The organism is Paenibacillus sp. FSL M7-0896 (assembly GCF_037975415.1).
In the GTDB taxonomy this organism is placed as follows: domain Bacteria; phylum Bacillota; class Bacilli; order Paenibacillales; family Paenibacillaceae; genus Paenibacillus_AQ; species Paenibacillus_AQ silagei.
Window position 1 is genome coordinate 859,919 of record NZ_CP150250.1, and the last position, 25,410, is coordinate 885,328.

Annotated in this window: 19 protein-coding genes; 13 read left to right on the top strand and 6 right to left on the bottom strand. The window is 53.6% G+C overall.

Annotated features, from left to right (window positions below):
- Window positions 1–67: 67 nt before the first annotated feature.
- Window positions 68–1,024: a D-2-hydroxyacid dehydrogenase gene (locus MKY12_RS03580; RefSeq protein ID WP_339312961.1), complete on the bottom strand. Its 957-nt coding sequence runs from the start codon at window positions 1,022–1,024 to the stop codon at window positions 68–70.
- Window positions 1,025–1,114: 90 nt separating this feature from the next.
- Between MKY12_RS03580 and thpR the strand changes: the two genes are divergently transcribed.
- Both thpR and MKY12_RS03590 read left to right on the top strand, forming a co-directional pair.
- A complete protein-coding gene (gene thpR, locus MKY12_RS03585; protein WP_036723156.1) occupies window positions 1,115–1,720 on the top strand; it encodes an RNA 2',3'-cyclic phosphodiesterase in 606 nt (201 codons plus the stop codon).
- Between the two features lie 83 nt (window positions 1,721–1,803).
- On the top strand, window positions 1,804–2,706 hold the full coding sequence (locus MKY12_RS03590; protein ID WP_036723157.1) for a cell wall hydrolase: 903 nt from the start codon (window positions 1,804–1,806) through the stop codon (window positions 2,704–2,706).
- Window positions 2,707–2,893: 187 nt separating this feature from the next.
- Here the strand turns inward: MKY12_RS03590 and MKY12_RS03595 are convergent, their stop codons facing one another.
- On the bottom strand, window positions 2,894–4,090 hold the full coding sequence (locus MKY12_RS03595; protein ID WP_036723158.1) for a UDP-N-acetylglucosamine--LPS N-acetylglucosamine transferase: 1,197 nt from the start codon (window positions 4,088–4,090) through the stop codon (window positions 2,894–2,896).
- A gap of 300 nt (window positions 4,091–4,390) precedes the next feature.
- Here MKY12_RS03595 and MKY12_RS03600 point away from each other — a divergent pair, with 300 nt between their 5' ends.
- From MKY12_RS03600 to gltB, 3 genes are all read left to right on the top strand, one after another.
- Window positions 4,391–4,966 (top strand): TetR/AcrR family transcriptional regulator, encoded by a 576-nt coding sequence (locus tag MKY12_RS03600; RefSeq protein WP_076081070.1) that lies wholly within the window; start codon window positions 4,391–4,393, stop codon window positions 4,964–4,966.
- A 248-nt stretch (window positions 4,967–5,214) separates the two neighbouring features.
- Window positions 5,215–7,569, top strand: coding sequence for a YhgE/Pip domain-containing protein (locus MKY12_RS03605; RefSeq protein ID WP_339312962.1), 2,355 nt, complete (start codon window positions 5,215–5,217; stop codon window positions 7,567–7,569).
- A 375-nt stretch (window positions 7,570–7,944) separates the two neighbouring features.
- Window positions 7,945–12,540 (top strand): glutamate synthase large subunit, encoded by a 4,596-nt coding sequence (gene gltB / locus MKY12_RS03610; protein ID WP_339312963.1) that lies wholly within the window; start codon window positions 7,945–7,947, stop codon window positions 12,538–12,540.
- A 298-nt stretch (window positions 12,541–12,838) separates the two neighbouring features.
- Here the strand turns inward: gltB and MKY12_RS03615 are convergent, their stop codons facing one another.
- On the bottom strand, window positions 12,839–14,032 hold the full coding sequence (locus MKY12_RS03615; protein ID WP_339249823.1) for an IS256 family transposase: 1,194 nt from the start codon (window positions 14,030–14,032) through the stop codon (window positions 12,839–12,841).
- Window positions 14,033–14,870: 838 nt separating this feature from the next.
- Here MKY12_RS03615 and MKY12_RS03620 point away from each other — a divergent pair.
- Both MKY12_RS03620 and MKY12_RS03625 read left to right on the top strand, forming a co-directional pair.
- A complete protein-coding gene (locus tag MKY12_RS03620; RefSeq protein WP_339253930.1) occupies window positions 14,871–15,797 on the top strand; it encodes an ABC transporter ATP-binding protein in 927 nt (308 codons plus the stop codon).
- Window positions 15,790–16,578, top strand: a complete 789-nt coding sequence (locus MKY12_RS03625; RefSeq protein ID WP_209878251.1) for an ABC transporter permease subunit — start codon at window positions 15,790–15,792, stop codon at window positions 16,576–16,578. The genes MKY12_RS03620 and MKY12_RS03625 overlap by 8 nt, the downstream gene beginning before the upstream one ends.
- A 51-nt stretch (window positions 16,579–16,629) precedes the next feature.
- Here MKY12_RS03625 and MKY12_RS03630 read toward each other — a convergent pair whose 3' ends face one another.
- A complete protein-coding gene (locus tag MKY12_RS03630) occupies window positions 16,630–17,079 on the bottom strand; it encodes a polymer-forming cytoskeletal protein (protein WP_339253933.1) in 450 nt (149 codons plus the stop codon).
- Window positions 17,080–17,107: 28 nt separating this feature from the next.
- Window positions 17,108–18,385 carry a M23 family metallopeptidase gene (locus tag MKY12_RS03635; RefSeq protein ID WP_339253935.1) on the bottom strand — a complete coding sequence of 426 codons (1,278 nt, stop codon included), beginning with the start codon at window positions 18,383–18,385 and terminating at the stop codon, window positions 17,108–17,110.
- A 277-nt stretch (window positions 18,386–18,662) separates the two neighbouring features.
- On the opposite strand from MKY12_RS03635, the gene cls reads away from it, so the two are divergent.
- Window positions 18,663–20,093: a cardiolipin synthase gene (gene cls / locus MKY12_RS03640; RefSeq protein WP_209878257.1), complete on the top strand. Its 1,431-nt coding sequence runs from the start codon at window positions 18,663–18,665 to the stop codon at window positions 20,091–20,093.
- 167 nt (window positions 20,094–20,260) lie between these two features.
- The gene (locus tag MKY12_RS03645) at window positions 20,261–21,169 is read left to right on the top strand and encodes a YitT family protein (protein WP_036723169.1); all 909 of its coding nucleotides are present in this window, start codon (window positions 20,261–20,263) and stop codon (window positions 21,167–21,169) included.
- Window positions 21,170–21,343: 174 nt separating this feature from the next.
- Here the strand turns inward: MKY12_RS03645 and ligD are convergent, their stop codons facing one another.
- Entirely contained in the window at window positions 21,344–22,240 is an 897-nt protein-coding gene (ligD, locus tag MKY12_RS03650) for a non-homologous end-joining DNA ligase (RefSeq protein WP_339253937.1), read from the bottom strand.
- A 186-nt stretch (window positions 22,241–22,426) separates the two neighbouring features.
- Between ligD and MKY12_RS03655 the strand changes: the two genes are divergently transcribed.
- From MKY12_RS03655 to MKY12_RS03670, 4 genes are all read left to right on the top strand, one after another.
- Complete coding sequence (locus MKY12_RS03655) at window positions 22,427–23,002, top strand: sigma-70 family RNA polymerase sigma factor (RefSeq protein ID WP_339257307.1); 576 nt, start codon at window positions 22,427–22,429, stop codon at window positions 23,000–23,002.
- A complete protein-coding gene (locus MKY12_RS03660; protein ID WP_339253939.1) occupies window positions 22,966–24,162 on the top strand; it encodes a hypothetical protein in 1,197 nt (398 codons plus the stop codon). Before MKY12_RS03655 ends, MKY12_RS03660 begins: the two co-directional genes overlap by 37 nt.
- Window positions 24,163–24,237: 75 nt before the next feature.
- Window positions 24,238–24,459 carry a hypothetical protein gene (locus MKY12_RS03665; RefSeq protein WP_339312964.1) on the top strand — a complete coding sequence of 74 codons (222 nt, stop codon included), beginning with the start codon at window positions 24,238–24,240 and terminating at the stop codon, window positions 24,457–24,459.
- A 126-nt stretch (window positions 24,460–24,585) separates the two neighbouring features.
- Entirely contained in the window at window positions 24,586–25,407 is an 822-nt protein-coding gene (locus MKY12_RS03670) for a hypothetical protein (protein WP_339253941.1), read from the top strand.
- Window positions 25,408–25,410: the final 3 nt, after the last annotated feature.

Genomic DNA, 25,410 nt, shown 5'->3' on the forward strand with positions numbered 1-25,410 from the left:
TGCCAACCGAATAGTCCGCCAACCCGCCACTCGCCAGCGCACCAGTCTCCCCGGCCGCCCAAGCCCCCTAATACTGGCGGCTATAATCCACCAGATTGCGCGAAGGCTTGCCGGATTCCAGATAGGCCTTCATGTTCTCCACGAAGATGTCGACCACCCGGTCGGCATAGCGGTCGGTTACCCCGGCACAGTGAGGGGTGATGATGACCTGCTCCATGCCCCAGAGCGGGTGGTCCTCCGGCAGCGGCTCGGTCTCGAAGACATCGAGGCCCGCACCGGCCAGCTGGCCGCTGTTCAGTGCAGCGATCAGGTCGTCCGTATGCGTGGTGACGCCGCGGCCAATATTAATATAGTAGGCACCCTGCTTGCAGGCGGAGAAGACCTCAGCATCGAACAGCCCGCGCGTTTCGTCGGTGAGCGGCAGCGTATTGACTACGAAGTCTGCTTCGCGGACGGAGTCCTTCAGCTCCCCGGTGGTGAAGATCTGGTCGAAGCCGTCCACCGGTCGCCCGGAGCGGCTGACTCCGATCGTCTTCATATGGAAGGCTTTGGCGATTCTGGCAGTCTCGCTGCCGATGGCGCCGGTTCCGGCGATAACAATCGTCTTGCCGGTCAGCTCGCTCTCCTGTCCGTTCGAGTGCCAGCGGCGGTTCTGCTGGTTACGGATGGCTGTGTGCATATTCCGCGTGAACATTAGCATGAAGCTGAGGATGACAGCAGTAATCGGTTCCGCATGCACGCCGCTGGCGTTCGTCAGCTGAATTTCGCGTTCCTTCAGGGCATCCAGCGGAAGCTTCTCTACTCCGGCGGACCAGGCTTGTACCCAGCGGAGCGGTGAGCCCTGGCGCAGCACAGTGTCCCGGATGCCTTTGCCCCAGCCGATAATAATCTCTGCGCCGGAGAGCAGCTCCAGATCAGGGTTCCTGGAATCTCCAAGGGTAAGGGTGTACTCTGGTGCAGCGGCGCGGATCAGTTCCTGTTGAGCAGAGGACAGCTGCTGCATACAAACGATGGATTTAGTCATGATGGTTCCCTCCTGTTCTACATTTCAGTAGAGAAATAGACGATAAGTATAGATAAGCATAACAAATCTGTCTGGAAAGGTGAAATTCGCATGAGCCATTTGGACCCGGAGCAAGAAGTGGAGCGTCTGTTCGTTGCGGTGCCGTTGCCTGATACGCTGCTTGAATATCTGAAGAATGAGTCTGCCCGTGTGTCGTCCGGACTTAAATTTGCCAGATGGACACATTTCAAAGATTTCCATATTACGCTTCAATTTCTTGGAGATACCCCCAGGGAAAATATTCCACCTCTCTATGAGGCACTCCGGAAGGTTGCGCGTTCAAGTAAAGGCTTTCAGCTGAAGCTCGGCGAATGGGGCACCTTCGGTCTTCCAGACTCGCCAAGAGTGCTCTGGGCCGGGATTTCCGGTGAATTGGAGCCGCTGAAGGAGCTGCAGCAAAAGGTGGTTTCAGCGACCCTTCCCCTAGGCTATACCCCAGAGATGCGAACGTACAATCCCCATTTGACAGTAGCCCGCAAATACCGAGGAGAAGATCCGTTTACGCTGGAGCAGCTGGAAAATTTAAGGATAAAGAATCAGCCCCCGGGCGAATTACTTCCAGACATAGGCTGGACGGTAGAGGGTTTTGTGGTGTATGCTACCAGGATGCATGCCATTCCTATGTATGAAATGACTGAAAAATTTACATTTTTCTGAATATAAAATCGACAAGAAAGTTTTCAAAGCTTCCATTTTCGGTTACATACAATAGGAATGTGCCGTAAAATAGGAGGTAAAACATGTTGATTTTCAAACAGAGCCGCTATATTGCGCTGCTGGTTGGTGTAATCCTAGTGTCTTTCTCAGCGATAAGTTTGATGAACCCCGAAGGAACTGCTGCTACCGGGGAGAATGTAATAGAAATGGGTAAGCTGAAGTCTGCAAGCCATCAATCGGTAGAGCAGCTTATTCCGCAAGCCGCATCGGTCCTGCACAGGACAAGCCATTCAGCCGGAATCATTACACCCATGCTCTACACCACAGCTGCCAAACCGGTTCATACCTGGACCCGCACGGTGAGTGCAGGATGGTTAAGTCCCGAGAAGCTGCAGCGCAAGGACGCTGTCAAGCCGGCTTCCATTGTGACTAAGCCTAAGGTAACTGTGGTGAAAGCATCGCCGCCAGTGGCGCAAGCGCCCAAGATCGCGGCAACGGGGACGAAGAGTGTGAAATCAAGCAAGGCTGTAACTCAGCAACATCCCCCCGCAACATTGTTCTTCTCCCGGACCAAGCTACTACCCAAGGAGCAGCAAGCTGAAGCTACCTGGAGCTACGCCGTATCCGGAGAAGACCTGCATCTGCTGCAAAAAATCGTCATGGCAGAGGCAGAAGGCGAACCGTACAAGGGCAAGGTGGCAGTTGCCAACGTTGTTCTAAACCGGCTGCGGTCAGCCAATTATCCCGACACTATTAGAGAAGTTATTTATCAGAAAAGGCAGTTCAGTCCTGTGGCCAACGGGCGTCTTAAACGCGTGAAGCCAAATGCGGACAGCATTAAGGCTGTGAATGCAGCGCTTATGGGGGTCAAAGAGGTTACGGATGATACCTATTTCTTCCTGTCGCTGACGCTGGCACAGGATCTGACCGTGCATCATTCACGGACATTCGCCAAGACCATCGGCAATCATACCTTTTATAAATAAAAAAGCCCGCTGCACATCAGACGCTATACGTCTATATTATTACGGCCATATGGTCTTAACGGCAACTGCAGCCAACTTGAGGATATCGCCGGCTTCTCTGTCTTGTCAGCTCCGTACAAAAAGAGCCTCCAAATCCAAGCTTAACGTTGGATTGGAGGCTCTTTGCGGTTCGGGTAGGGTAACCCGCTTAAGGTGTGACATAGACGGCTTCTTCGCTCCGTACTTTGGGCGGAGGGGCACTCCACGCCTCGGAGAAGACCGCTTCCGCAGCTGGCTTGCCCAGCATCTTAAGAATGGTGGCGGCGCAGTGCTGCGGCTGCTGGAGGTCCGGAGAGGCCTTGCGCTTCTGCGGTCCTCCGAATCCGGCATATTCGCTTAGCAGCATGGAGAACCATTTGTCCACGACGCCCGGATTCAGCATCTCGGCCAGCCCCAGCTCGACGAAATACTGGCTGTTCTTCTCTTCCTGGCCGGGGATGGCGTTATAGAACAGCATCGGAATGCCTTTGGCCTGACCTTCAGTGCAGGTCATTCCGCCAGGCTTCGTGATCAGCAGATCCGAGGCATCCATCAGCTTGTTGATCTCGCTGCTGTAACCGAGAATCCTTACATTGGGATGGTTCAGCAGGGGGTTGGCCTGCATTTTGGCTATAGCCTTGTCGTTGCTGCCCATACAGAAGATAAGCTGGATCTCATTGATCCGGGCGGTGAGCGAGTTCATAATATCCTTGCCGAACATCAGGCCCCAGCCGCCGCCCATAATAAGCGCAGTCGGGATGTCGGCGAGCCCCAGCTCTTTGCGCAGCTTAGTCTTACCCTGGGACTCCCAGAATTTCGGATGCACGGGAATCCCCGTCACCGTCACCAGCTCGGAGGGGACGCCGCGCCCCGTAAGAATGGATTTGACCCTTGAGGTCGATACCAGATATCGGTTGGCTTCCGCATTCACCCAGCTGCCGTGGGCATCATAATCTGTAATCAGCGTATAGAACGGTACATCAAGCCCCTGGTGCTTCAGCCTGGAGATGACCGCAGCGGGAATCGGATGCGTGCAGATAATCAGATCCGGCCGCAGCTGTTCAATGACCTGAGAGGCATGGGTATAAAAAATCCGGTGAAGGGCCAGCTTGGTCAACCGGTTCAGTGATTTATGATATTGGGTCTTATACATCATGCCGACCAGCTTCGGCTGGCTGCTGACAGTTTTGCGGTAAGCGGAAAGAATCCAAGGAGCGACCGTAGGATTCAGGAATTTTCCGAGCTCGAAGACCCGGCACTGAACATCGGGATTCAGCAGTCGAATTCCTTCAGCCAGAGCATAGGCTGCCCCTGTATGGCCCGTGCCGAAGCCTTCCGAAAACAGCAGTACTCTTTTCTTTCGCATAAGTTCACCTGCAACTTTCCATTATAGATAGGTTTGTTAGATAGCTTCATTAGTAGTCCGTCTGCGGTTACCGCGTACATGCTTCTCCTAATATTATACTAGGGATTTTGCTTCTTTTCTCACATTATACAAATAAGACGTAAATAGAAAGTTAAAACACTGCAATAAAATAAAAAAATTTAGCAAAAGTATTGCAAAGGCATAGGCAAAGTGGTAAAGTTGGTCTTGACCGAGTGACCGGATCAGTAAATTGGTCAGAACGGAAGTGTCAGACGATCCTTCAGGAAAGGGAGTGTATGAATGGCTGTGGTAGATCGAAGGCAGCAGGTGCTGCAGGCGGCGACGAAGTCTTTTTCATTATTCGGGTATAAGGCAACAACGATGGACCAGGTCGCCAAGATTGCCAATGTCGGCAAAGGGACGATTTACACCTTTTTTACGAACAAGGAACAGTTATTTGATGAAATCCTGCGCGATGTTATCCTCGAGATGAAAATGATCGCCGAGCGGGAGATTAGGCGCGATAAGCCGTTTTTTGATAATCTGCACCGTGTGCTGGATGCCCTGCTGGAATTTCGGAGCGAACATGAGCTATTCATCAAGCTCTCCCAGGAGAGTCTGGACTTCGGAACGCCGCAGGCTGGTGAAGGACTCGACAAGATCGAGAGTGTGGTGCTTGAATATCTGGAACGGGAGGTGGAGCAGGCCATTCGTCAAGGGGAAATCAAACCCTGCGATCCCCAGATTGTGTCGGTGGTAATGTTCAGGTTATATATCGCGCTTACTGCTGAGCTGAGCAAGGTACATGTGCCGTTGACCAAAGAACAGATCAAGTATTACTTTCATCTGTTTTTGGCAGAAGGGCTGTCGCAGTAGAAGTTAAGTCCGGTATAGGGATGGCGTTTCGCACTGCTGCGCTTTCCCTGATTGGGATCGGCTGGGCTGAGGCGGATGGTGCTGAGTCGGATCGTACTGAACAGGATAGACCTATTTTTTTTGCCTTTGATTGACCAATTGGGGAAAACAGTCACCTGGTGTTACTGTAATATTCAAGAAACTATCATTTCACAGCAGGTCATCTTATTTTTCAAGAGAGAGCATATGATCATAAGGAGAGAACCAGAATGAAATCTTTATCCGTGTTTATGAAGGATCTTGGCGCGGTATTCAAGAATCCCAAGATGCGTATTTCCATGTTCGCCATTCTATTTATTCCTGTTCTGTACAGCGGATTGTTCCTGAAAGCATTCTGGGACCCTTACGGTAAAATGAACGAGCTTCCGGTAGCGGTTGTCAATCAGGATAAGGGTGCTGATTATGAAGGCACCAAGCTGACCGCCGGAGAAGATCTGGTCACGGAGCTGAAGAAGACGGACGGGTTCAAGTGGAATTTCGTCAGCCGGGAGCAGGCGGAAGCCGGGCTTGCGGACAATACCTATTATATGGCGATTGTGGTTCCGGAAGACTTCTCGGCCAAGGCAACTACACTGCTGGATGCAGACCCGCAGCCGGCCAAGATCATCTACGAGCCGAATGAAGGCTACAACTTCCTGGCAGGCCAGATTGGCGGCACGGCAGTGAAGGATATTAAGAGCAAGGTATCCGCCAAGATTACGGAAGCTTATACCAGTTCTGTGTTTGATAAAATCACCAAAATCGCAGACGGTCTGGGCGAAGCCGGAGACGGTGCGACCAAGATCGCAGACGGCGCCACCAAGCTGGATGACGGGGCGCTGAAGCTGAAGGACAATCTGGTTGTCCTCACCGAAGGCACCGGCAAGCTGCTGGATGGTGTAGCGCCGCTTACGCAGGGCGTGAGTGATCTGAATAACGGAGCAGCCGCACTCAAAACCGGCAGCAGCACGCTGGCCGGAGGACTGCAGCAGTTATCCGCTGCGCATAAGCAGCTGCAGGATGGGGTGACGCAGTCGGCAGCGGGCAGCAAGCAGCTGAATGCCGGGCTGCAGAAGACGGCAGCCGGAACAGCTTCGCTACAGGCTGGAACACAGTCGGCTGTCGTCGGCACCGAGAAGCTGCAGACAGGTACGAAGGCAGTTGTGGATGGCAGCGCGAAGCTAGCGGCCGGATTATCATCCTCCGCCGAGGGCAGTGCGAAGCTTGAAGCCGGACTTACGGCTTCGAAGGACGGAAGTGCCAAGACAGCAGCCGGAGCTAAGGCTGTGTCTGACGGTCTGCAGGCGCTGGCGAAGTCGAATCCTCAGCTGGCAGCAAGCCCTGAGGTGCAGAAGCTGGTGGCAGCAAGCGCAGCAGTAGCTGCGGGCGCGACGCAGCTGGACCAGGGCCAGCAGCAGCTCCTTGACGGAGCTGCGGCCCTGAACAGCGGCCAGGAGCAGCTGCTGCAGGGAGCGAATCAGCTGCACAGTGGTTCACAGCAGCTGGATGCAGGTGTGGGCCAGCTGCATGAGGGAGCGCAGAAGCTCTACGCAGGCAGCACACAGCTGCTGGATGGCCAGAATCAGCTGGCCGCCGGAGCAGGCGCACTGGAGAACGGCGGCGCGAAGCTGGCCGCAGGCATGAAGCAGTTCGGCGCGAAGCTGGACGAAGCTGCAGCGGGCGGCGTGAAGCTGGCAGACGGCGGCAAGGCGCTGGAAGCCGGCACCACGAAGCTGCTGGCTGGCGCAGGCAAGCTGGGCAGCGGCCTTAGCTCGGTAGCCGATGGCTCGAAGAAGCTGAGTGACGGAGCAGGGCAGCTGAAGGATGGCTTGGATGAGCTGAAGACCGGCTCCGGTGAGCTGGCAAGCAAGCTGGGCGATGCGGCTTCACAGACCAAATCGGTGAACAAGACCGATGGACTGGTATCGATGTTCGCCCAGCCGGTACAGATCGAAGAAGTGAAGGTTAACAAGGTGCCTAACTACGGCACAGGATTCGCTCCTTACTTCCTGTCCCTCGGATTGTTCGTAGGTGCTCTGATCTGTACGATTGTTATCCCTATGCGTGATTCCGAAGTCATTGGAGCCAGCCGGTTCAACCGGTTCATGAGCCGTACACTTACATTCTCCATGATGAGTGTGCTTCAGGCTCTGCTGGCTGTCCTGATTGTCTTGTATGGTCTGGGACTTGAAGTACAGAATGTACCCTTGTTCTACGCCTTCTCGTTCATTACCAGCCTGGCCTTCATGTGGATGATTCAAGCGATTGTTACTTGGTTGGATCAGCCTGGCCGCTTCGTAGTCATTCTGATTCTGATCTTCCAGTTGACTACAAGCGCAGGAACCTTCCCGCTGGAGCTGATTCCTAACTGGATGAAGATCTTCAATCCGCTGCTGCCGATGACTTACAGTGTCAAAGGCTTCAAGGCAGTAATCTCTACGGGAGACTTCGGCTCCATGTGGGCCGATGCAGGAACGCTTGGCGCTTATGGGATAATCTTCCTGGCTCTTACCTTCACCTACTTCATGACCCGCGACCGCGGCAATGAAGCGGTACTGAAAAGTGAACAAGTTTTGACTGTATAAATCAACAACATTCTTTGTACAACATACGAACCAAAAGCGCCCCTTTACGGGGCGCTTTTGGTTTATTCATAAATATAAATAGCTAAAGGAAGTGCTGTTTTCAGGCCGGGAAAATGATTGAAACGCTTTCAGTGCATAAGCACTTATTCGTCATTTATGCATAATTATACATTCGACAGTTTTTTTACGCTTTTATTCGCTAAAGCTGCAATGCAAAAGCAAATGTTAATCAAGCTCATAAAAAAGTTTAAATTGCGCTCATGTCAGCTCGATGATAAAATAATAACACCAATTCTGCCTGAATAATTATTAAGATTTTCCGCTGAAAAATTTTCCTGGAATTCCGTCTACTTTATAATAGAGAGGTTGCATGTGATGAGACACACTGAACTGCCCGGCAAACAGGGCCTTTATGATCCCCAGTTCGAAAAAGACGCTTGCGGCATGGGATTTGTCGCGCATATAAAAGGCAAGCCGTCCCATGAGATTGTCAGTAATGCACTGACTATGCTCTTCAATATGGAGCATCGGGGAGGCCAGGGAAGTGAGCCGAACTCTGGAGACGGAGCCGGCATTATGCTGCAGATTCCCCACCGTTTCTTTGCCGGCGAAGCTGCGAAGCTGGGCTTTGAGCTTCCGGAGCCGGGCCATTATGGCGTGGGCATGATCTTTCTGTCTCATAACGAGGAGATCCGCGCCCGCCACGAGGCGCTCCTGAGCGAGATTATCGCGGAAGAGGGGCAGCAGGTACTCGGTTACCGCGATGTCCCGACCTTTGACGAAATGCTCGGCAAGACAGCCAAGGCTGCTAAGCCTTATGTACGGCAGGTATTTATCGGCCGCTCGGAGGGAATCAAGGATGACCTGTCCTTCGAACGCAAGCTGTATGTGATCCGCAAACGGGCAGAGCTGGCGATCCGCTACGGCGGGGCAGAAGAGGGCGAATCCTTCTATGTGCCGAGTCTTTCCTGTAAGAAGATCGTATACAAAGGCATGCTCACTACCGTACAGGTAGGACAATTCTATCTGGACCTCCAGGAGGAGACGCTGGAATCAGCGATTGCGCTGGTCCACTCCCGCTTCAGCACCAACACCTTCCCGAGCTGGGAACGTGCCCACCCTTACCGCTTCATGATCCACAACGGTGAAATTAACACCCTTCGCGGCAATGTGAACTGGATGCATGCCCGCCAGTCGCTGTTCAAGAGCGAGAAGTTCGGAGAAGACATCAGCAAAGTTAAGCCGGTGGTGAACCCGGACGGCTCCGATACGGCCATGTTCGATAATACCTTTGAATTCCTCTACCTGAGCGGACGCTCCCTGCCCCATGTGGCGATGATGATGGTTCCTGAGCCTTGGAGCAATCATGACAGCATGGACGAGAAGAAGAAAGCCTTCTATGAATACCACAGCACCCTGATGGAACCGTGGGACGGACCTGCCGCAATGGGCTTTACCGACGGTGTACAGATCGGGGCCATCCTGGACCGTAACGGCCTGCGTCCTGCGCGTTACTATGTCACCAAAGATGATCTGATTATTCTTTCCTCTGAAGCGGGTGTCCTCGACATTCCGGCAGAAGATGTTCTATACAAAGACCGGCTGAGACCGGGCCGCATGCTTCTCGTGGATACGAAGCAGGGCCGGATTATCTCGGACGAAGAGGTCAAAGCCGAGATCGCCTCCGAGCAGCCTTATCAAGAGTGGCTGGATGAGCATCTGATCGGTCTCGATCAGCTCCCGGATGCACCGGAGCTGCCGAATCCGAAGCATGATAATGTGCAGCAGCTGCAGCAGTCCTTCGGATATACTTTCGAGGATCTGCGCAAGGTGCTGGAGCCTATGGCCTCCACAGGCGCCGAAGCTGTCGGCTCCATGGGTTACGATTCGCCGCTGGCCGTGTTATCAGACCGTCCACAGCGCCTGTACAATTACTTTAAGCAGATGTTCGCCCAGGTCACCAACCCGCCGATTGACGCCATCCGTGAAGAACTGGTAACGTCCACAGCGACTACGATCGGACCTGAACGCAACCTGCTGAAGGCAGAACCGGAGAGCTGCCGGCAGATCTCGCTGGATTCTCCAATTCTCTCGAACGAGGATTTCGCCAAAATCCGTCATGTCCGCCGTGCGGGCTTCAAGTCGATGTCCATTCCGATTCTCTTCCCGGCCGAGTTGGGGGCAGAGGGTCTCAGAATTGCGCTTGACCGGATGAATGAGGCGGCAGACCGCGTCATGGGCAAGGGACATAATATCCTTATTCTGTCCGACCGGGGTGTAGACCGCGAGAATGCGGCAATTCCGGCGCTCCTGGCAGTCTCCAGCCTGCATCACCATCTGATCCGCTCGGGAACCCGTACCAAGGTCAGCATCCTGCTGGAATCCGGCGAACCGCGTGAAGTTCATCATTATGCGCTTCTGCTGGGTTATGGTGTAAGTGCGGTCAATCCTTACCTGGCTTTCGAGAGTCTTGATGACATGATCAGCCAAGGCCTGCTCCGCGGAATCTCGCATGAGAAGGCTGTGAAGAACTATATCAAGGCAGCTACGAAGAGCGTGGTCAAAATTCTATCCAAAATGGGAATCTCCACGATTCAGTCCTATCGCGGGGCACAGATCTTTGAAGCGGTCGGTCTGAATTCCGAGTTCGTAGACCGTTACTTCACTTGGACACCTTCGCGTATCGGCGGAATTGGCCTGGAGGAAGTGGCGCAAGAAGCACTTGCCAGCCATAACCGCGCCTTCACCGACAAAGACGGCAACGATATGGTGCTGGATTCCGGCGGTGAATACCAGTGGCGCAGTGACGGGGAAGAGCATCTGTTCAACCCGCAGACCATTCATCTGCTTCAGCACTCCGTGCGCAGCGGTGATTATGAGATGTATAAGAAGTATGCAGCGCTCGTTCAGGGCGAAAGCGAGAAGCACCAGACGCTGCGCTCGATGCTGCAGTTCAAGAGCGTAGGTGCTCCGGTATCACTGGATGAGGTGGAATCCGCTGAATCGATCATGAAACGCTTCAAGACCGGTGCCATGTCCTTCGGCTCGATCAGCAAGGAAGCACATGAGACGCTGGCTATTGCCATGAACCGTATCGGTGGCAAAAGCAACACTGGTGAAGGCGGAGAAGATCCGGCGCGCTTCCTTACGGACGCTAACGGCGATTCCCGCCGCAGTGCGATCAAGCAGGTCGCTTCTGGACGGTTCGGCGTTACCTCCAACTATCTGGTGAACGCCGACGAGATTCAGATCAAGATGGCGCAGGGCGCGAAGCCGGGTGAAGGCGGACAGCTTCCGGGCCGCAAGGTGTACCCTTGGGTGGCAGAGGTCCGCGGTTCAACGGCAGGTGTGGGATTGATCTCGCCGCCGCCGCATCACGATATCTATTCGATTGAGGATCTGGCAGAGTTGATCTATGATCTCAAGAATGCCAATCCGCGCGCTGCCATCAACGTGAAGCTCGTCTCTGAAGTCGGCGTCGGCACCATTGCCGCAGGTGTGGCGAAGGGCCGCGCTGATATTATCCTGATCAGCGGTTATGATGGGGGGACCGGCGCTTCGCCGATGAACTCCATCCGTCATGCCGGACTGCCTTGGGAGCTGGGCCTGGCGGAGACCCACCAGACGCTGATGCTGAACAATCTGCGCGACCGTGTCGTGCTGGAGACTGACGGCAAGATGCTCAGCGGGCGCGACCTCGCGGTAGCCGTTCTGCTGGGTGCTGAAGAATACGGCTTCGCTACTGCACCTCTGGTAGCCGTAGGCTGTATCATGATGCGTGTATGCCAGATGGACACTTGTCCGGTGGGCGTAGCTACCCAGAACCCTGAGCTTCGCAAGAACTTCATGGGTGATCCGCAGCATGTGGTGAACTTCATGACCTTCGTGGCACAGGATCTGCGCGAGATTATGGCCGAGCTGGGCTTCCGGACGATTGAAGAGATGGTCGGCCGTACCGATTGTCTGGATGCGGTTAAGGCATCCACGCACTGGAAGAAGAAGGGCGTCGATCTGAGCAGCCTGCTGCACATTCCGGCTATGCCGGAAGGAAGCACACGCTTCCGCAGCAAGTTCCAGAACCACGGTCTGGAAGAGACTCTGGATATGACGCATCTGCTCGATATTGCTGCACCTGCGCTGGAATCCGGCACGGCAGTGGAAGCTTCCCTGCCGATCACGAACGTGAACCGTGCCGTGGGTACGATTCTCGGCAGTGAGCTGACGCGCAAATACGGCGCAGCCGGGTTGCCGGACGATACGATCCGCCTGCACTTTACCGGATCTGCGGGACAGAGTCTGGGCGCCTTCGTGCCGAAGGGCATCACTATTACCGTTGAAGGCGACTCGAATGACTATGTCGGCAAAGGGCTGTCCGGAGGCAAGCTGATTATCCGGCCTTCGCGCAAGGCTACCTTCGCGGCAGAAGAGAATATCATCATCGGAAATACGGCGCTGTACGGAGCAACCGGCGGCGAAGCTTATGTGAGCGGTATTGCCGGTGAACGGTTCGCCGTCCGCAACTCCGGGGCGAATGTAGTCGTTGAAGGCGTAGGCGACCACGGCTGCGAATACATGACCGGCGGCCGTGTGGTTGTACTGGGTACAACAGGCCGTAACTTTGCAGCAGGGATGTCGGGCGGTATCGCTTATGTATACGATCCTGACAACACCTTCATCAAACGCTGTAACCTGGAGATGGTGCTGCTGGAGCGTGTAGAGGAAGCGGACGAAATCGCTGAACTGCATGCTATGATCAGCCGCCATACCCAGCATACAGACAGTAATGCGGGCCGGGCAATTCTGGATTCATGGGATGAGGCCCTGCCGAGATTTGCCCGTGTCATTCCGAAGGATTACAAACGGATGCTGGAGCAGATCCGCAAGGTGGAGAGCAGCGGTTTGACCGGTGAAGCTGCACTGATGGCTGCTTTTGAAGCGAATATGCGTGAGCTTGCGCGTGTTGGCGGTTAAGATTTTACACTTCATAAGTGATGTGCTTCAGCATTGACGGAGCGCATTGTCAATTCAAGAGGCTACCTCTTTCCCATATGGAAGAGGTAGCCTCTTATGTTTTTCTTACAGGAAATTAGGTCTCGTCTGATGGGTAAGCGGGCCAAATGTATGTGAAAAACAGCATACATTGTGCTGACGCGGGTAGCGTCAAGAAGTTTGTGTAAAAGAGTAGAAGTGCCTCCCCCGGGTTACGGGTTGGGATGTAGTGTTTCTGGGGGGAGGGGGAACCCCGACTCCCAGAAACTGGATTTCTCTGTTACGCCTCTTCCGGTGTGGGCAAAGAGGGGTAGCGTGTTTCGAATAGCTCTTTTAGCTTCTTTTTAACGGCATCCACTCCAAAGCCTTGGGCGACCCGCCCTGCATGACGTTCATTGTATTCCAGCATCTCCAGGTACACGATTTTCTCTGCGGCATCCATGTTTGTCAGACTGTTCATCGGTTTCAGACGCTTGCGGATTTCCTTGTTCATCCGCTCGATGGGGTTCGACGTGTAGATCGCTTTACGGATCGACAGCGGATAGTTGTAGAACGTCAGGAGTGTGGATAACTGTTCCTCCCAGGACCTCATTTCCTTCGGATACAGCTTGTTCCACTTCGCTTTGACCGTATCAAAGTTAGCCCGGGCGACCACTTCATCCGGTGCCGTATATACGGTTTTCAACGCCTCCATGACATCGGTTTTGTGCTCCACCCGAATTTTATGAAACGTGGCCCGCACTTTGTGCACTACGCAATGCTGTACATCCGCCTGAGGATAGGTCTCTTTAAACGCCGCATCCAGTCCCGGTAGCCCGTCAAACACACCCAGCAGGACTTCCTGCGCTCCGCGGTCGTACAGGTCTTTGAGTACCTCCCGCCAGCCATTCGAACTCTCTTGGCCACCCACGTAGAACCCGAGAATTTGACGCTGGCCCTCCTCGTCAATTCCCATCGCAAAGTAGACCACTTCACCACGAACCGTGCCCCGTTTCAGCTTCACGTACAGCCCATCTAAATAGATGACGGAGTACCGTTTGCTCAGTGGCCGTTTCTGCCACTGGTGGATATCGTCTAGCACCGTAGCCGTAATATTGCTGACCGTGGTGGGGGAGTAGTGGCTGCCAAACATACTTTCAATGAACCGGGCCACATCCCGCGTACCCATGCCCGATTTATACATTTGGATGACGGCCTCTTCTAACCATCCGTCCCGCCGCTGGTACGGCTCAAACAACTGCGTCTGGAAAAGGCTTTGGCGGTCCCGGGGCACCTGAAGATCCTCGATATGGCCGTATTTCGTGTGTAAGTCTCGCGTATAGTAGCCATTGCGACTATTGCTGGCGCCGGCTTCTTCACTCTCCATAAACCCCTGGATTTCGGCGCGCAACAGGCGTTCCATGTTGTCTTTCACAAAATCTTTAACAAGTTTTTCAAATAGATTATTCAGCGAACTTTCGGGTAAAATATTCATTGGTAGGGTTCCTCCTTGGTGGTTTCGCAATCCCGAGGATACCCTACTTTTTTGGTGCCTGACTAGGCTCCAAATCTTGGTACACAACTTACTTTACGCCATCCTGACGCGAGGGTGAACGGGGAAATGTATGCGAAAAACAGCACACATAGTACTCGCACGCAGGCGCATGTCCCGAATGTATGTGAAAAACAGCATACATTGTACTGACGCGAGGGTGGACGGGGGAAATGTATGCGAAAAACAGCACATATAGTACTCGCACGCAGGCGCATGCCCCGAATGTATGTGAAAAACAGTACTCATTCGGTACACGGGGTCCGCGCTGGTCCAATGTAATCGGTTTTTCGATTACATTTCGCTCATACGCCCCGCGCTGGCCCAATGTAATCGGTTTTTCGATTACATTTCGCTCATACGCCCCGTGCTGGCCCAATATAATCGGTTTTCCGATTACATTCCGCTCATACGCCCCGTGCTGGCCCAATATAATCGGTTTTTCGATTACATTCCACCCTCGCGCCCCACGCTGGCCGATTATTGTGCTCACACGCAGGCGCATGTTCCGAATGTATGCGAAAAACAGCACACATTGTGCTATCCCGTTCATCCGGTAGGATGATTTTGTTTCCTTTCTATACTTTCCCTGCATTTCTTCCCTAATTTCAGGGAAAAGGAAAGGTGTGGTAAAATATATAAATGGTTGAAACGGGTTTTGGATATAACAATAAAGTGTAAGTAACGGAGGGGAAGTCCAAACCTTTCCCGCAGTTGCGATGGACACTTTAATTTTAATCTGTACTCGTTTCACACCAAACCGACGAAAGGAAGTGAAGTTATGCCGAATACGGCAGAAGTGGTGAAGCCTGTAGCCAGCCTGATGGGGGTTACCAAAAGAATAGGCTCCAAAACGCTGATCAGCGACTTGACACTCGACATTCCACCCGGGCAAATCTTCGGATTCCTCGGGCCGAACGGAGCCGGTAAAACCACTACCATCCGTATGATGGTAGGACTGATCTCCATTAGCCGCGGGGATATCCTGATCTGCGGACGAAGCATCAAAGACCATTTTGAAGAGGCCATAGCTAATGTGGGGGCCATCGTAGAGAATCCTGAAATGTACAAGTTCCTAACCGGATACCAGAATCTTCGCCAGTATGCCCGCATGGTGCCAGGCGTGACCAAAGAGCGCATCAATGAAGTAGTTGAGCTGGTTGGCCTCAGTCAGCGGATCAATGACCGGGTCAAGACCTATTCCTTAGGGATGCGCCAGCGGCTGGGGGTGGCCCAGGCTCTGCTGCACCGGCCGAAGCTGCTGATTCTGGATGAGCCGACCAACGGACTGGACCCGCAGGGTATCCGCGAGCTGCGTGATTATCTGCGCAAGCTGTGTCAGACTGAGGGGACAACCGTGTTTGTCTCCAGTCACCTGCTGTCGGAGATGGAGCTGATGTGCGATAGTGTGGCGATTATCCAGAACGGCCGGCTGATCGATGTGAAGCAGCTTAAGACGGTCGGGGATGCAGCGGTACCGGTAAGCCAGACGTTCTTCGAGGTAGATAACCCTGAGGCTGCACTGGCGCAGATCGGCCAAGGTGTAATCATGGAAGGCGGATTAGCTGTAGATGCGGTACGGGAGGAGATTGCTGAGCTGAATGCCAAGCTGGTAGCTGCCGGGATTAAGGTCTACAGCATCAAGTCGTTGTCCCGTTCGCTCGAAGATCAATTCTTGGAAATTACAGGAGGTGAAGGCATTGGGTGAGTTCGCTTCTCTCATACATAATGAGAATATCAAAATATTCAGACGTCTGCGGACATGGATTATGCTGGTTCTTCTGGCACTGATGAGTGCGCTGTTTCCGGCGCTAATTCATTTCACCACGAACGGAAGTAATGTAGTCGGGCTGTGGGACAGCTTCCGGACCACCGTAACCATCGCATTTTTCCTGAATACCATCTTCACTGCCTTAGTGGCTGCCGACTCCGTAGCGGGCGAATTCACCTGGGGAACGATTAAGCTGCTGCTGATCCGCCCTTGGAGCCGCTCCAAGATTCTGCTCTCGAAGTATATTTCGCTGGTTATCTTCAGTCTTGTCAGCACGGGAGTGTTAATTCTTTTCGGCTATGGCTCCGCCTTCATTTTCTCTTCCGGGGCTGCAGGGATTTCGGGGGACATGGTGATGGGCTGGGGGCAAGGGGAATATGTCTTCATGCTGATTCTGTGCAGCTACATTGAGCTGTTCCTGACAGCAGCCATTGCCTTCATGATCTCCAGCGTATTCCGTTCCAGCGGCCTGGCGATTGTGCTGTCGCTGTCGATCATGTTCACCAAGGATATCTTTATCGCCATCTTCAACCCCGACCGGTATGAGTGGGCGAACTATCTGATTTTTGCCCATATGAATCTTAGTAATTATGTGGTGTCGGATACCGGTCCCGGGGGAGCGACGCTGGGGTTCGCGATTGCCGTCCTGGCTGTGTATTATGTGGTATTCATGGCGGTATCATGGATTGTGTTCCGTAAAAGGGATGTAGCAGCGTAAGTAGCAGGATAGGGCTGGCTAGTGTAACCGTACAGGCTGAGAGCTTACGGCTCATGCGCCCTCCAGCTTACTCTGCTTGCTCTCTCTGCGCTTGCCTGCAGTCTTCTTGGTATTGACCGTATGCAGCCCGCCCGCTGTCTCAGGGGCGGGCTGTTCGGTCATGGCCACAGCCCCGTTCAGCAGGCTGCCTTCCGCAATGCTCAGGGAACCGGCGGCAATGTTACCATGCAGTTGTCCTGTTCCGGTGAGAATGAGCTTCCGCTGGGCGGTTACGTCTCCATAGACCTTGCCGGCGATAATGATCTCCTGCGCCTCAATGCTGGAGTGGACGGTGCCTTGTTCACCAACCGTCACTATACCCTCACACAGAATCTCCCCGCTGAAATTCCCTTCAATCCGCAGGTTCGTATCGCAATGCACTTTCCCTTCGAGCGTGCCGCCATGGCCGATCAGCGAGTCGGTTGACTTGGGTGAAGCACCCGGTTGACGTCTGTTCCACATTCCAGCATTCCTCCTTATATTCTTAATATTATGAAGGCTTAACATAGTTGAGCGGATTCACCGGCTTGTTCTGCTTCACGACCTGAAAATGCAGATGGGGGCCCGTGCTGCGCCCGGTGCTGCCCAGCATGCCGATCTGCTCCCCTTTGCCGACCCGCTCACCGGGGGTGACTATCATCTGGTTCAAATGCATGTACCAGGTCTCCAGTCCATTGTCATGCTTGATGATGATGTATTTGCCCCGGGCTCCCATTTGTTCTGCAGAGGTAACGACGCCGCCCAGTGCTGCGTATACTGCATCTCCGATATTTCCGGCAATATCAATCCCGGAATGATAAGCAGAGACGCCCTTGAAAGGATCGGAGCGGTAACCGAAGCTGGAGGTAATGACCTTCGAGCCGGTAGGCCACATCACGGCCCGTGCCAGCCGGGCTTGCTTCTCCTGGGCTTGTTTTGCCTGAAACTCCGCTCTTGTCTTGTGTGCCTTCTCGGCCTGTGTAATCGTGCTTGAGATACTGCTGATCATTTCATCCATTATGCTGTGGATCTCCTCGAAGTCGTCCTTTGTCTCCTCAACCAGCCGCTGCGGATCATTCTCGTAGACGGCGACATATTCACCGCCGACCTGCGGATTGGCAGGCAGGCTCAGTGCTGTAGCAGCAGCCCTGATCCGGAAGTTGACGGCAGGCGATACGGCGGCAGAGAGAGCTTCCGGCTGTTCCCGGATGAACGGGCCGGCGCTTAACCGGCTGACCTTGCCATAGCTTCCGGCGGCTGCGGTTCCTGCTCCGGTATCAGGCAAATCTGCCACTACCGGCTGGTTGCCTTTGAAGGAAGCTGCTGAGGTTGACGTATCCGCGCTGTAGGTCTTGGAGCCAGTATTTTCAGTGCGGATAGCCGCACTAGAACCGCTACCGGCAGCAGAAGAAGTGGTTTCTTTGTTGATCAGTGATTGCAGTTGCTCTTCCAGCTCAGTCACACTCTTCAGCTTGTCTTTAATGCTCTCCGCTTCCTCCGAGAGCTCGCTTACCTGGCCGCGCAGCTGCTGTAGCGCCTGATCCTTATCGGCAACCTTCAGCTCCATGCGGATATTGGTCAGTGATAGGGCGGCCGCTTCGGCCTCCAGCTCTGCGATGGACCGGGAGGCATGGATATGCATAGAGGTGACCAGACTGGAGAGCGACAGCGCGGCCGCGGCAGGCAGCGCCAGAGCGAAGGGCTTTGACATTTGCAGCTGCTTCACAGGCCGTCCGGCCTCACGCATAACGAGCAGCGTAATCTTTTCCTGACTTGGCTGACTCTTCATAACGTCTCCTTACTGCGGCCATGGCAGCCGCTGGGTATGAACTGACTGAAATCATCTGTCGGGGTGCAGGGGGCTTATCCGATTCGTCCTACTACTCTATGTATTCCATAACTAAGGTGAACATGACAACGGTTTACTTGAATAAAGAAGGAGAGTTAAGGCAAAACCTGTAGTAAGCGCAGGCTTCTGCCGCCGCAGATTTCTCATGAAAGTTAGCAGGCGCTGTCTATGCCCGCAGAGATAGTAATAGTTCATTCAGTTGATCAGGAGGCCCGGAATGAGGATATTTGCCGTGATCTTATGTCTTTTTATTGTGCAGCTTGCCATTATTACCGCTTCCGAATTCCGCCGTCCGCAGCGGGCGCTTGCCTGGATATGTATTACCTTCTGCTGCCCGCCGCTGGGTCTGCTGTTCTACTATTTCCTGGGGCGCGATTACTGGCAGAGCCGCAAGCTCGTGAACCGGTGCGTCTCCCTGCTGCGGGAAATCCGTATTCATGTTGCCGGCAAGATTCATAAGGTCAAGCAGGCGGAGGATACCGGCAACCCCGGATTTGAACACCGCTCTGAGCTGCTGCATCTGTTCTCTGAACTGGCGGACAGTCCGGTTACAAGCCACAACCGGTGTGAAGTGCTGTCCAGCGCACAGGCAGCGTATAAGTCCATGCTGGAGGTGATGGAAGGTGCGCAGGAGCATATCCACATGGAATTTTATATTTTCCGGGAGGACGGGATCGGCCGGCAGTTCCAGGAGCTGATGATCCGCAAGGTACGCCAGGGGGTGAGGGTGCGCCTGCTGTGCGATGGCCTGGGCAGCCATAAACTTAGCCGGGGCTTTGTGAATACACTGAAGAACGCGGGAGTGCAGGTTTATTTTTTTCTGCCGCCGCTGACTGCACTGCCGGACCGCCGGTTCAACTACCGCAATCACCGGAAGATCCTGGTGGTGGACGGACTGACCGGATTCACCGGAGGCATGAACATCGGCGATGATTATCTGGGCAAAAATCCGGAAATGGGGTACTGGCGGGATACACATCTGCGGCTTGAAGGGGATGCCGTCTATCATCTGCAGTATGTGTTTCTCAAGGACTGGCGGCTGGCGGCCGGTGAAGCTCTCAGCCATCCGCGCTTCTTTCCGGATCATGACTGTAGCGGAAGGGAAGCCGTGCAGATTGTCGCCAGCGGTCCTGATGCGGGCATAGATGCCACCCAGGAGATGTATTTTGCTTCCATCTGTGCCGCGAGGCAACGTATCTGGATGACCTCACCATACTTCATCCCCGACCCCGCGATTTGCAGGGCGCTGAAGAATGCAGTCCTTAGCGGTGTGGACGTAAGGATTATTATCCCGGCGAAGCCGGATAACAAGCTGGTCTATTATGCCACGCTGGCGTATCTGGAGAATCTGCAGGACGCCGGCGTGAAATTTTACCGCTATACCAGAGGGTTCATGCATGCCAAGGTAATGATTATCGACAGCCTGCTGGCCACCGTCGGCAGTGCCAATCTGGACATGCGCAGCTTCTATTCCAACTTCGAGCTGACGGCGGTGCTGTTCCGTCCGGAGACAATTACAGAGCTGGCTGAGGACTTCAGCAGAGATCTGGAGCAGAGTGAATTCATTGATCCGAAAAAGTTCCGGGAGCGCAGCCGTAATGTCAAACGCATAGAAAGTCTGTGTCAGCTCTTATCTCCGCTATTATGACAGAAAAGATGGCCGAATCATCGATTATCGAAGGTTATATCAATTTACATGCGTTATTTGACTTTCTTTTATGATATAATGGAAATATAAGAAGAACAGGGGAGAAGGCACGACTGTACGTTCGCTTTCGTAAGCTTCTTAGATATACTATTTATAGGGGGAGTTCTATGACTGTAAGCCAACATATCTTTACGAATGAAGAACAGAAGAAGCCGGAGAAGTCTGGAGTGTTCAAGACGGCAAGACTGGCCCAGCGGATTGTGATGATTGTCATCGGAGCGGCCATGATGTCTGTTGCCCTTGAAATTTTTCTTGTTCCCAATAAGTTGATTGATGGCGGAATCACCGGTATTTCCATTATGTTGTCCCATATTTTCAATATACCGCTCGGTATTCTATTGACCCTGCTTAACCTGCCGTTTCTGGTTATCGGGTATAAGCAGATCGGTAAGACATTTGCCTTATCTACTCTATTTGCTGTAATTGTAATGTCCATCGGTACCCAGTTGCTCCATCCTGTTCATCCCATTACGGTTGAGCCGCTGCTCGCAGCAGTATTCGGAGGGGTAATTCTCGGCGTTGGGGTCGGGCTCGTTGTCCGTTACGGCGGATCGCTCGATGGTACTGAGATTGTAGCCATTCTTGTATCCAAGAGGCTTCCGTTCTCTGTAGGGGAAGTCGTTATGTTCTTCAACCTGTTCATCCTGTCCGGCGCAGGCTTTGTGTTCGGCTGGAATAATGCGATGTTCTCGCTCATTGCGTATTACATTGCTTTCAAACTGATCGATATTACACTTGAAGGTCTGGACCAGTCCAAGTCGGTATGGATTATCAGTGATAAATTCCGTGATATCGGCGAAGCTCTGACGGAGCGTCTGGGACGCGGAGTGACTTATCTTGATGGTGAGGGCGGATTCTCCGGCGATAACAAGAAAGTGATTTTTGTTGTCATTACCCGTCTGGAAGAAGCGAAGCTGAAGTCTATCGTAGAAGATTGGGATTCTGACGCGTTCATCGCGATCGGCAATATCCATGATGTTAAGGGCGGTCGCTTCAAGAAAAAAGCAATTCATTAGCATTAGCGTAACCGGTTCAGCCGGAACGCTTCGAAGGAAGGTATATTTACGAACGACAGAGTAACCCATACGGCGGTCCTGACTTGTTGCGCCGTATGCCCATATATAATAATACCTTCCGTCCTGATTCTGGACGCCAGATAAGCCCGCAGCCTGAGAAAGGCATTTGCGGGCTTATTGCTGTCCTGAGGGCAGCTTGGCAATAATCGCTTCGACCGGCTGAGGAGGAACCTTGGCAATCAGATCTCCTAACCGGCTGAGACGCTCTTCTATATTCAGCAGGTTGAAATCTGTAGGCTTGACACCCCGTTCAACCTCCTCCCACAGGAGGGGAGTGGAGACAGTAGCCAGCGGCCGGGCGCGCGGGGTGTACGGGGCAGCGAGTGTTTTGCCGCCGTAATGCTGGAGATAATCGAAATATATTTTATCCCCGCGATGCTTCTTCAGACGCTCCAGGGTGAAGAGATCGGGTCGCTTCTCGGTGACATAACGGCCTACGAAATGCCCGATCCGGCGCAGCTCATCGAAGGTCACCCCCGGCTTAACCGGAACAATGATCTGCACTCCGGTGGCTCCCGAGGTTTTGGGAACGGAGTCCAGTCCGAGCGATCTCAGCACCTCCCCTACCACAGCAGCAGCTTCCATAATCCGCGGTTCGACCTCAAGCGAAGGGTCCAGATCAATCATCCATTCGCAGGGCAGTGTATTGCCGGCATAATGGAGGGAGGGATGGAATTCGAGCGCAGCCAGATTGCCCAGCCAGAGCAGCTCCGGCAGGCCCTGCAGCACAATGTAGGTGATATTGTCCTGCACCGCCGTGCGGACGAATTCCGGCAGCGGCTCCGGGGCGTTCTTCTGATAGAAGGACATCCCGGGAACGCCATGGGGATAGCGGATCACCGTGAGCAGCCGGTCTTTGCAATAGCGCAGCAGGTAGGGCGAGAGGGCCGCCAGCTTTTGCAGATAGATCTGCTTGGTGATGCCCATCTCGGGCCAGAGCGGTTTGTCGGGATTGGTGATGCTGATTTGCTGCCCGTCTACGGTAATGGTTCCTTTGGTGGCCGCTGGCATGGGACATCCCTCCTTAGGCTTGTGTATGTCTGCCTAGTATTTGCCGTGCTGCCGGTTTTCAGTCGGGATTCCGGTCCGGGATAAGGGCAGTTCACACTTTTTTGCGCAAAATGTCCCTTTTGGCCCGGGCAGGTGCTTATAAGGGTGTTAGCTAGAAGAGAGGAGCGTTTTACGATTTTGGATGAAATGGAACACCTCGTTGTTAAGGTTCAAAACGGCGACGTGGAGCAGTACGGGCGGATCGTTGAAGCTGTTCAGCAGCCGATGTACCGTTATTGCAGCCGTCTGCTAGGCAGCGGGGCAGAGGCGGAGGATGCCGTGCAGGAGATTCTGGTCAAAGCCTATCAAAATATCGGCAAGTACCGTCCGCTGGTCAGCTTCTCTTCATGGCTGTATAAAATCGCTTATCATCATTGCCTGGCGGTTATCCGCCAGCGCCAGCGGCATAGCCGGGTGATGCTGCTGCTGCGGCCGCAGAAATACGCGGAAAGCCCGGAGCAGCAGATGGACCGCTTCCTGTTCGATGAACCGCTCGCTGTAGCGCTTTCCCGGCTGAAGGTGGAGGAGCGGAACCTGCTTTTGCTGAGGGTTTTTGAAGAGCAGAGCTTTGCCGAAATCGCCGTGATTCTGGGCAAGAATCAGGATGCGGTCAAAAAAAGATATCAGCGCACGATTATTAAACTCACCAACCTGCTGAAATCGCAAAGAGAGGGGGAGGAAGCACAATGGACGAGCACTTCGCTGCTGAAGAAAAAAGGATAAGACGAATGGGCGCAGGTGAGGCAGCGGGCAGCATTGATGTTAAGTCATCCGTTATGGAGCGGGTACGTGTCATCCATGCACAGCGGCTTGCATCAGAGGGCGGAGGAACGCCAGCTTCACCGGGGCAAGCGGTGCCTGAAATGGTTAGGCAAGGGCCTGTGATGACCAGGCAGCCGATACCTTCGCTGCGTCCTGCGGTACAGCGGGGCAGAAGGCTGGCCGCCGGACTCTGTGCGGTTGCGCTGCTGGGGCTGGCTGGGTTCAGCGTTCTCCGCCATGGGACAGACCAGGAAACTACGGGGAAGGCGCTGCACCCGGACTTTGCGGTCATCCGGCAGACGGAGGGGCAGCCTCTGGTCTTGAAGGACAGCGGCGGCAGAGTTGTGGCGCAGCTTAGGTACGCTGAATCGAAGGTCTACACGCCTTACATTGGCTCTAGCTCAGCCCGGGAACGTTACTTTAAGCTAAGGGAGCAATATGAACAACAGGCGCAAGCGGATTTACAGCCGGGAGAGACAGCAGCTTATTATGTCAATGACAGTGAATTGATTGCATTGATGAACGGGCTGGGGTATGGAAAACCGCTATTTTTCACCAGCAGAACGGTTACGTATACCAGCTACGCGAAGCTGTCAGCCGCCCGGGAGCAAACGGGCAAGTGGAGTTTTGCACTGCCGCCTGAGCGAATAGGCGGGTTACAGTTTGCGGAGGGCCGGCTGTTCGCCAAAACCCCCTCTGCGTTTGAGCCGGAGTATAGGCTGGCACTGGAGGCATTGAAGGCCAAAACGGAAGCTGCTCCGGACGGGAATCCGCTGGCTGCAACTTTATGGCCCTTGGAGAATCTCGCAAGCGCCGAGGTGATCTATCGGGATGGCAGCCAGCAGCTGAAGCTTCAGTTATTCTGGAATAACGCAGCAACAACCGGTCCTTCGCAAATTCACGTATCCCCCGGCCAAACGGCTGAACTATGGACCTACGAGGATAAGGAGCTACTGTTCATTCCGGGGGCAGGCGCTGGAGAAGAGAACGGAAGTTCAGTAAGCAGACTGTATTGGTATGATAACGCCTATGGAGGGCTTGCTTGGATGACGGACCCGCCGGATAAGCGGTTGACCCGGGAGCAATGGGAGAGCATTGCCGCCGGGATGGTTCAGCGTTGAAGATTTATGGGCGTTAAATACAGGTGTCTCCGGAAGCCACAGTGTGGAGGCAATGTATGCGAAAAACCGACCACAATGAGCAGTGCGGAGGCACGTGGACCAAATATAGCCGAAAAACCGAACACAATGAGCAGTGCGGAGGCACGTGGACCAAATATAGCCGAAAAACCGAACACAATGAGCAGCGCGGGGGCGCGTGGACCAAATATAGTCGAAAAACCGACTACAATGAGCAGTGTGGAGGCGCGTGGACCAAATATAGTCGAAAAACCGAACACAGTCGTATTCATCAGTTAGGGTGATGCTGTTCTTTTATTATTATTTCACAGTTGAATGTCCCCTTTCGGCACTTTGCGGCATTACAGGAGTGTTGCAGCAACAACAAATCAGCTGAAGGGAAGGAATATGAACATGACTCTGTTAATGAAAAAGAAAGCGGCTGCTGCCGCAATATGCCTGTCCATGCTGCTGAGCGCAGCAGCGGGGTCGGTGGGAGCAGCGGGAAGGCTGCCTGATAAATTAAAAAATAAAAGCAATGGCATTCTGTGGGAAGAAACCGAAAAGCCGGCTAAACCGGCTGCGCCATCCCCGCTGGACGCTTTGCTGTCCAAAGCGAATGAGGCTCCCTTGAACGCAGGGGAAATCCGGGCTGTGTATGTGAATGACATCAAAATCAATACGCTGGACAGTCTGGATATCAGTTACGTGCCGTTTAGTTATACGTCTGTAAGCAAAGCGGCGCAGAAATTAACGTCAATGGGCGGAGGTGCATTCATGGCTCCAGCTTCGCTCCCAAAAGATTATGTGCTGAAGGAGGCAAACATCAGTCCCGACATTCCTTTTTCGTATGAGGAAGGATATGCGCAGCTCAGGGAGCAACTCAAGCAACAATCTACGTCAGCCGGTAAAAAGGTCGTCTCCAAAATGCTCCCCTGGAGCGGTCATGTCACCACGTTGACGTATACCCGCAAGGGAGAGGTGCTCAGCCTGCGTGCCGAGCCTGCAAGCAAGCTTCCGGCTGGAGTTACACTGGCCGTATTGCCGGAGGACAAGGATGAGAAGGTGCAGGTTAACGGGCAGGAGATGATGTTCACCTCCTTCGGGCCGCATCACGGCAACCTCAAATCGCAATTGCAGTGGAGCAGCACGGACGGCAGCAGAGAGTACACATTAACGGATAGCCGGAACACTGTGCAGAGTAAGGCTGAACTGCTGAAACTTGCCGGAAGCCTTACTCCCCAATAGGCA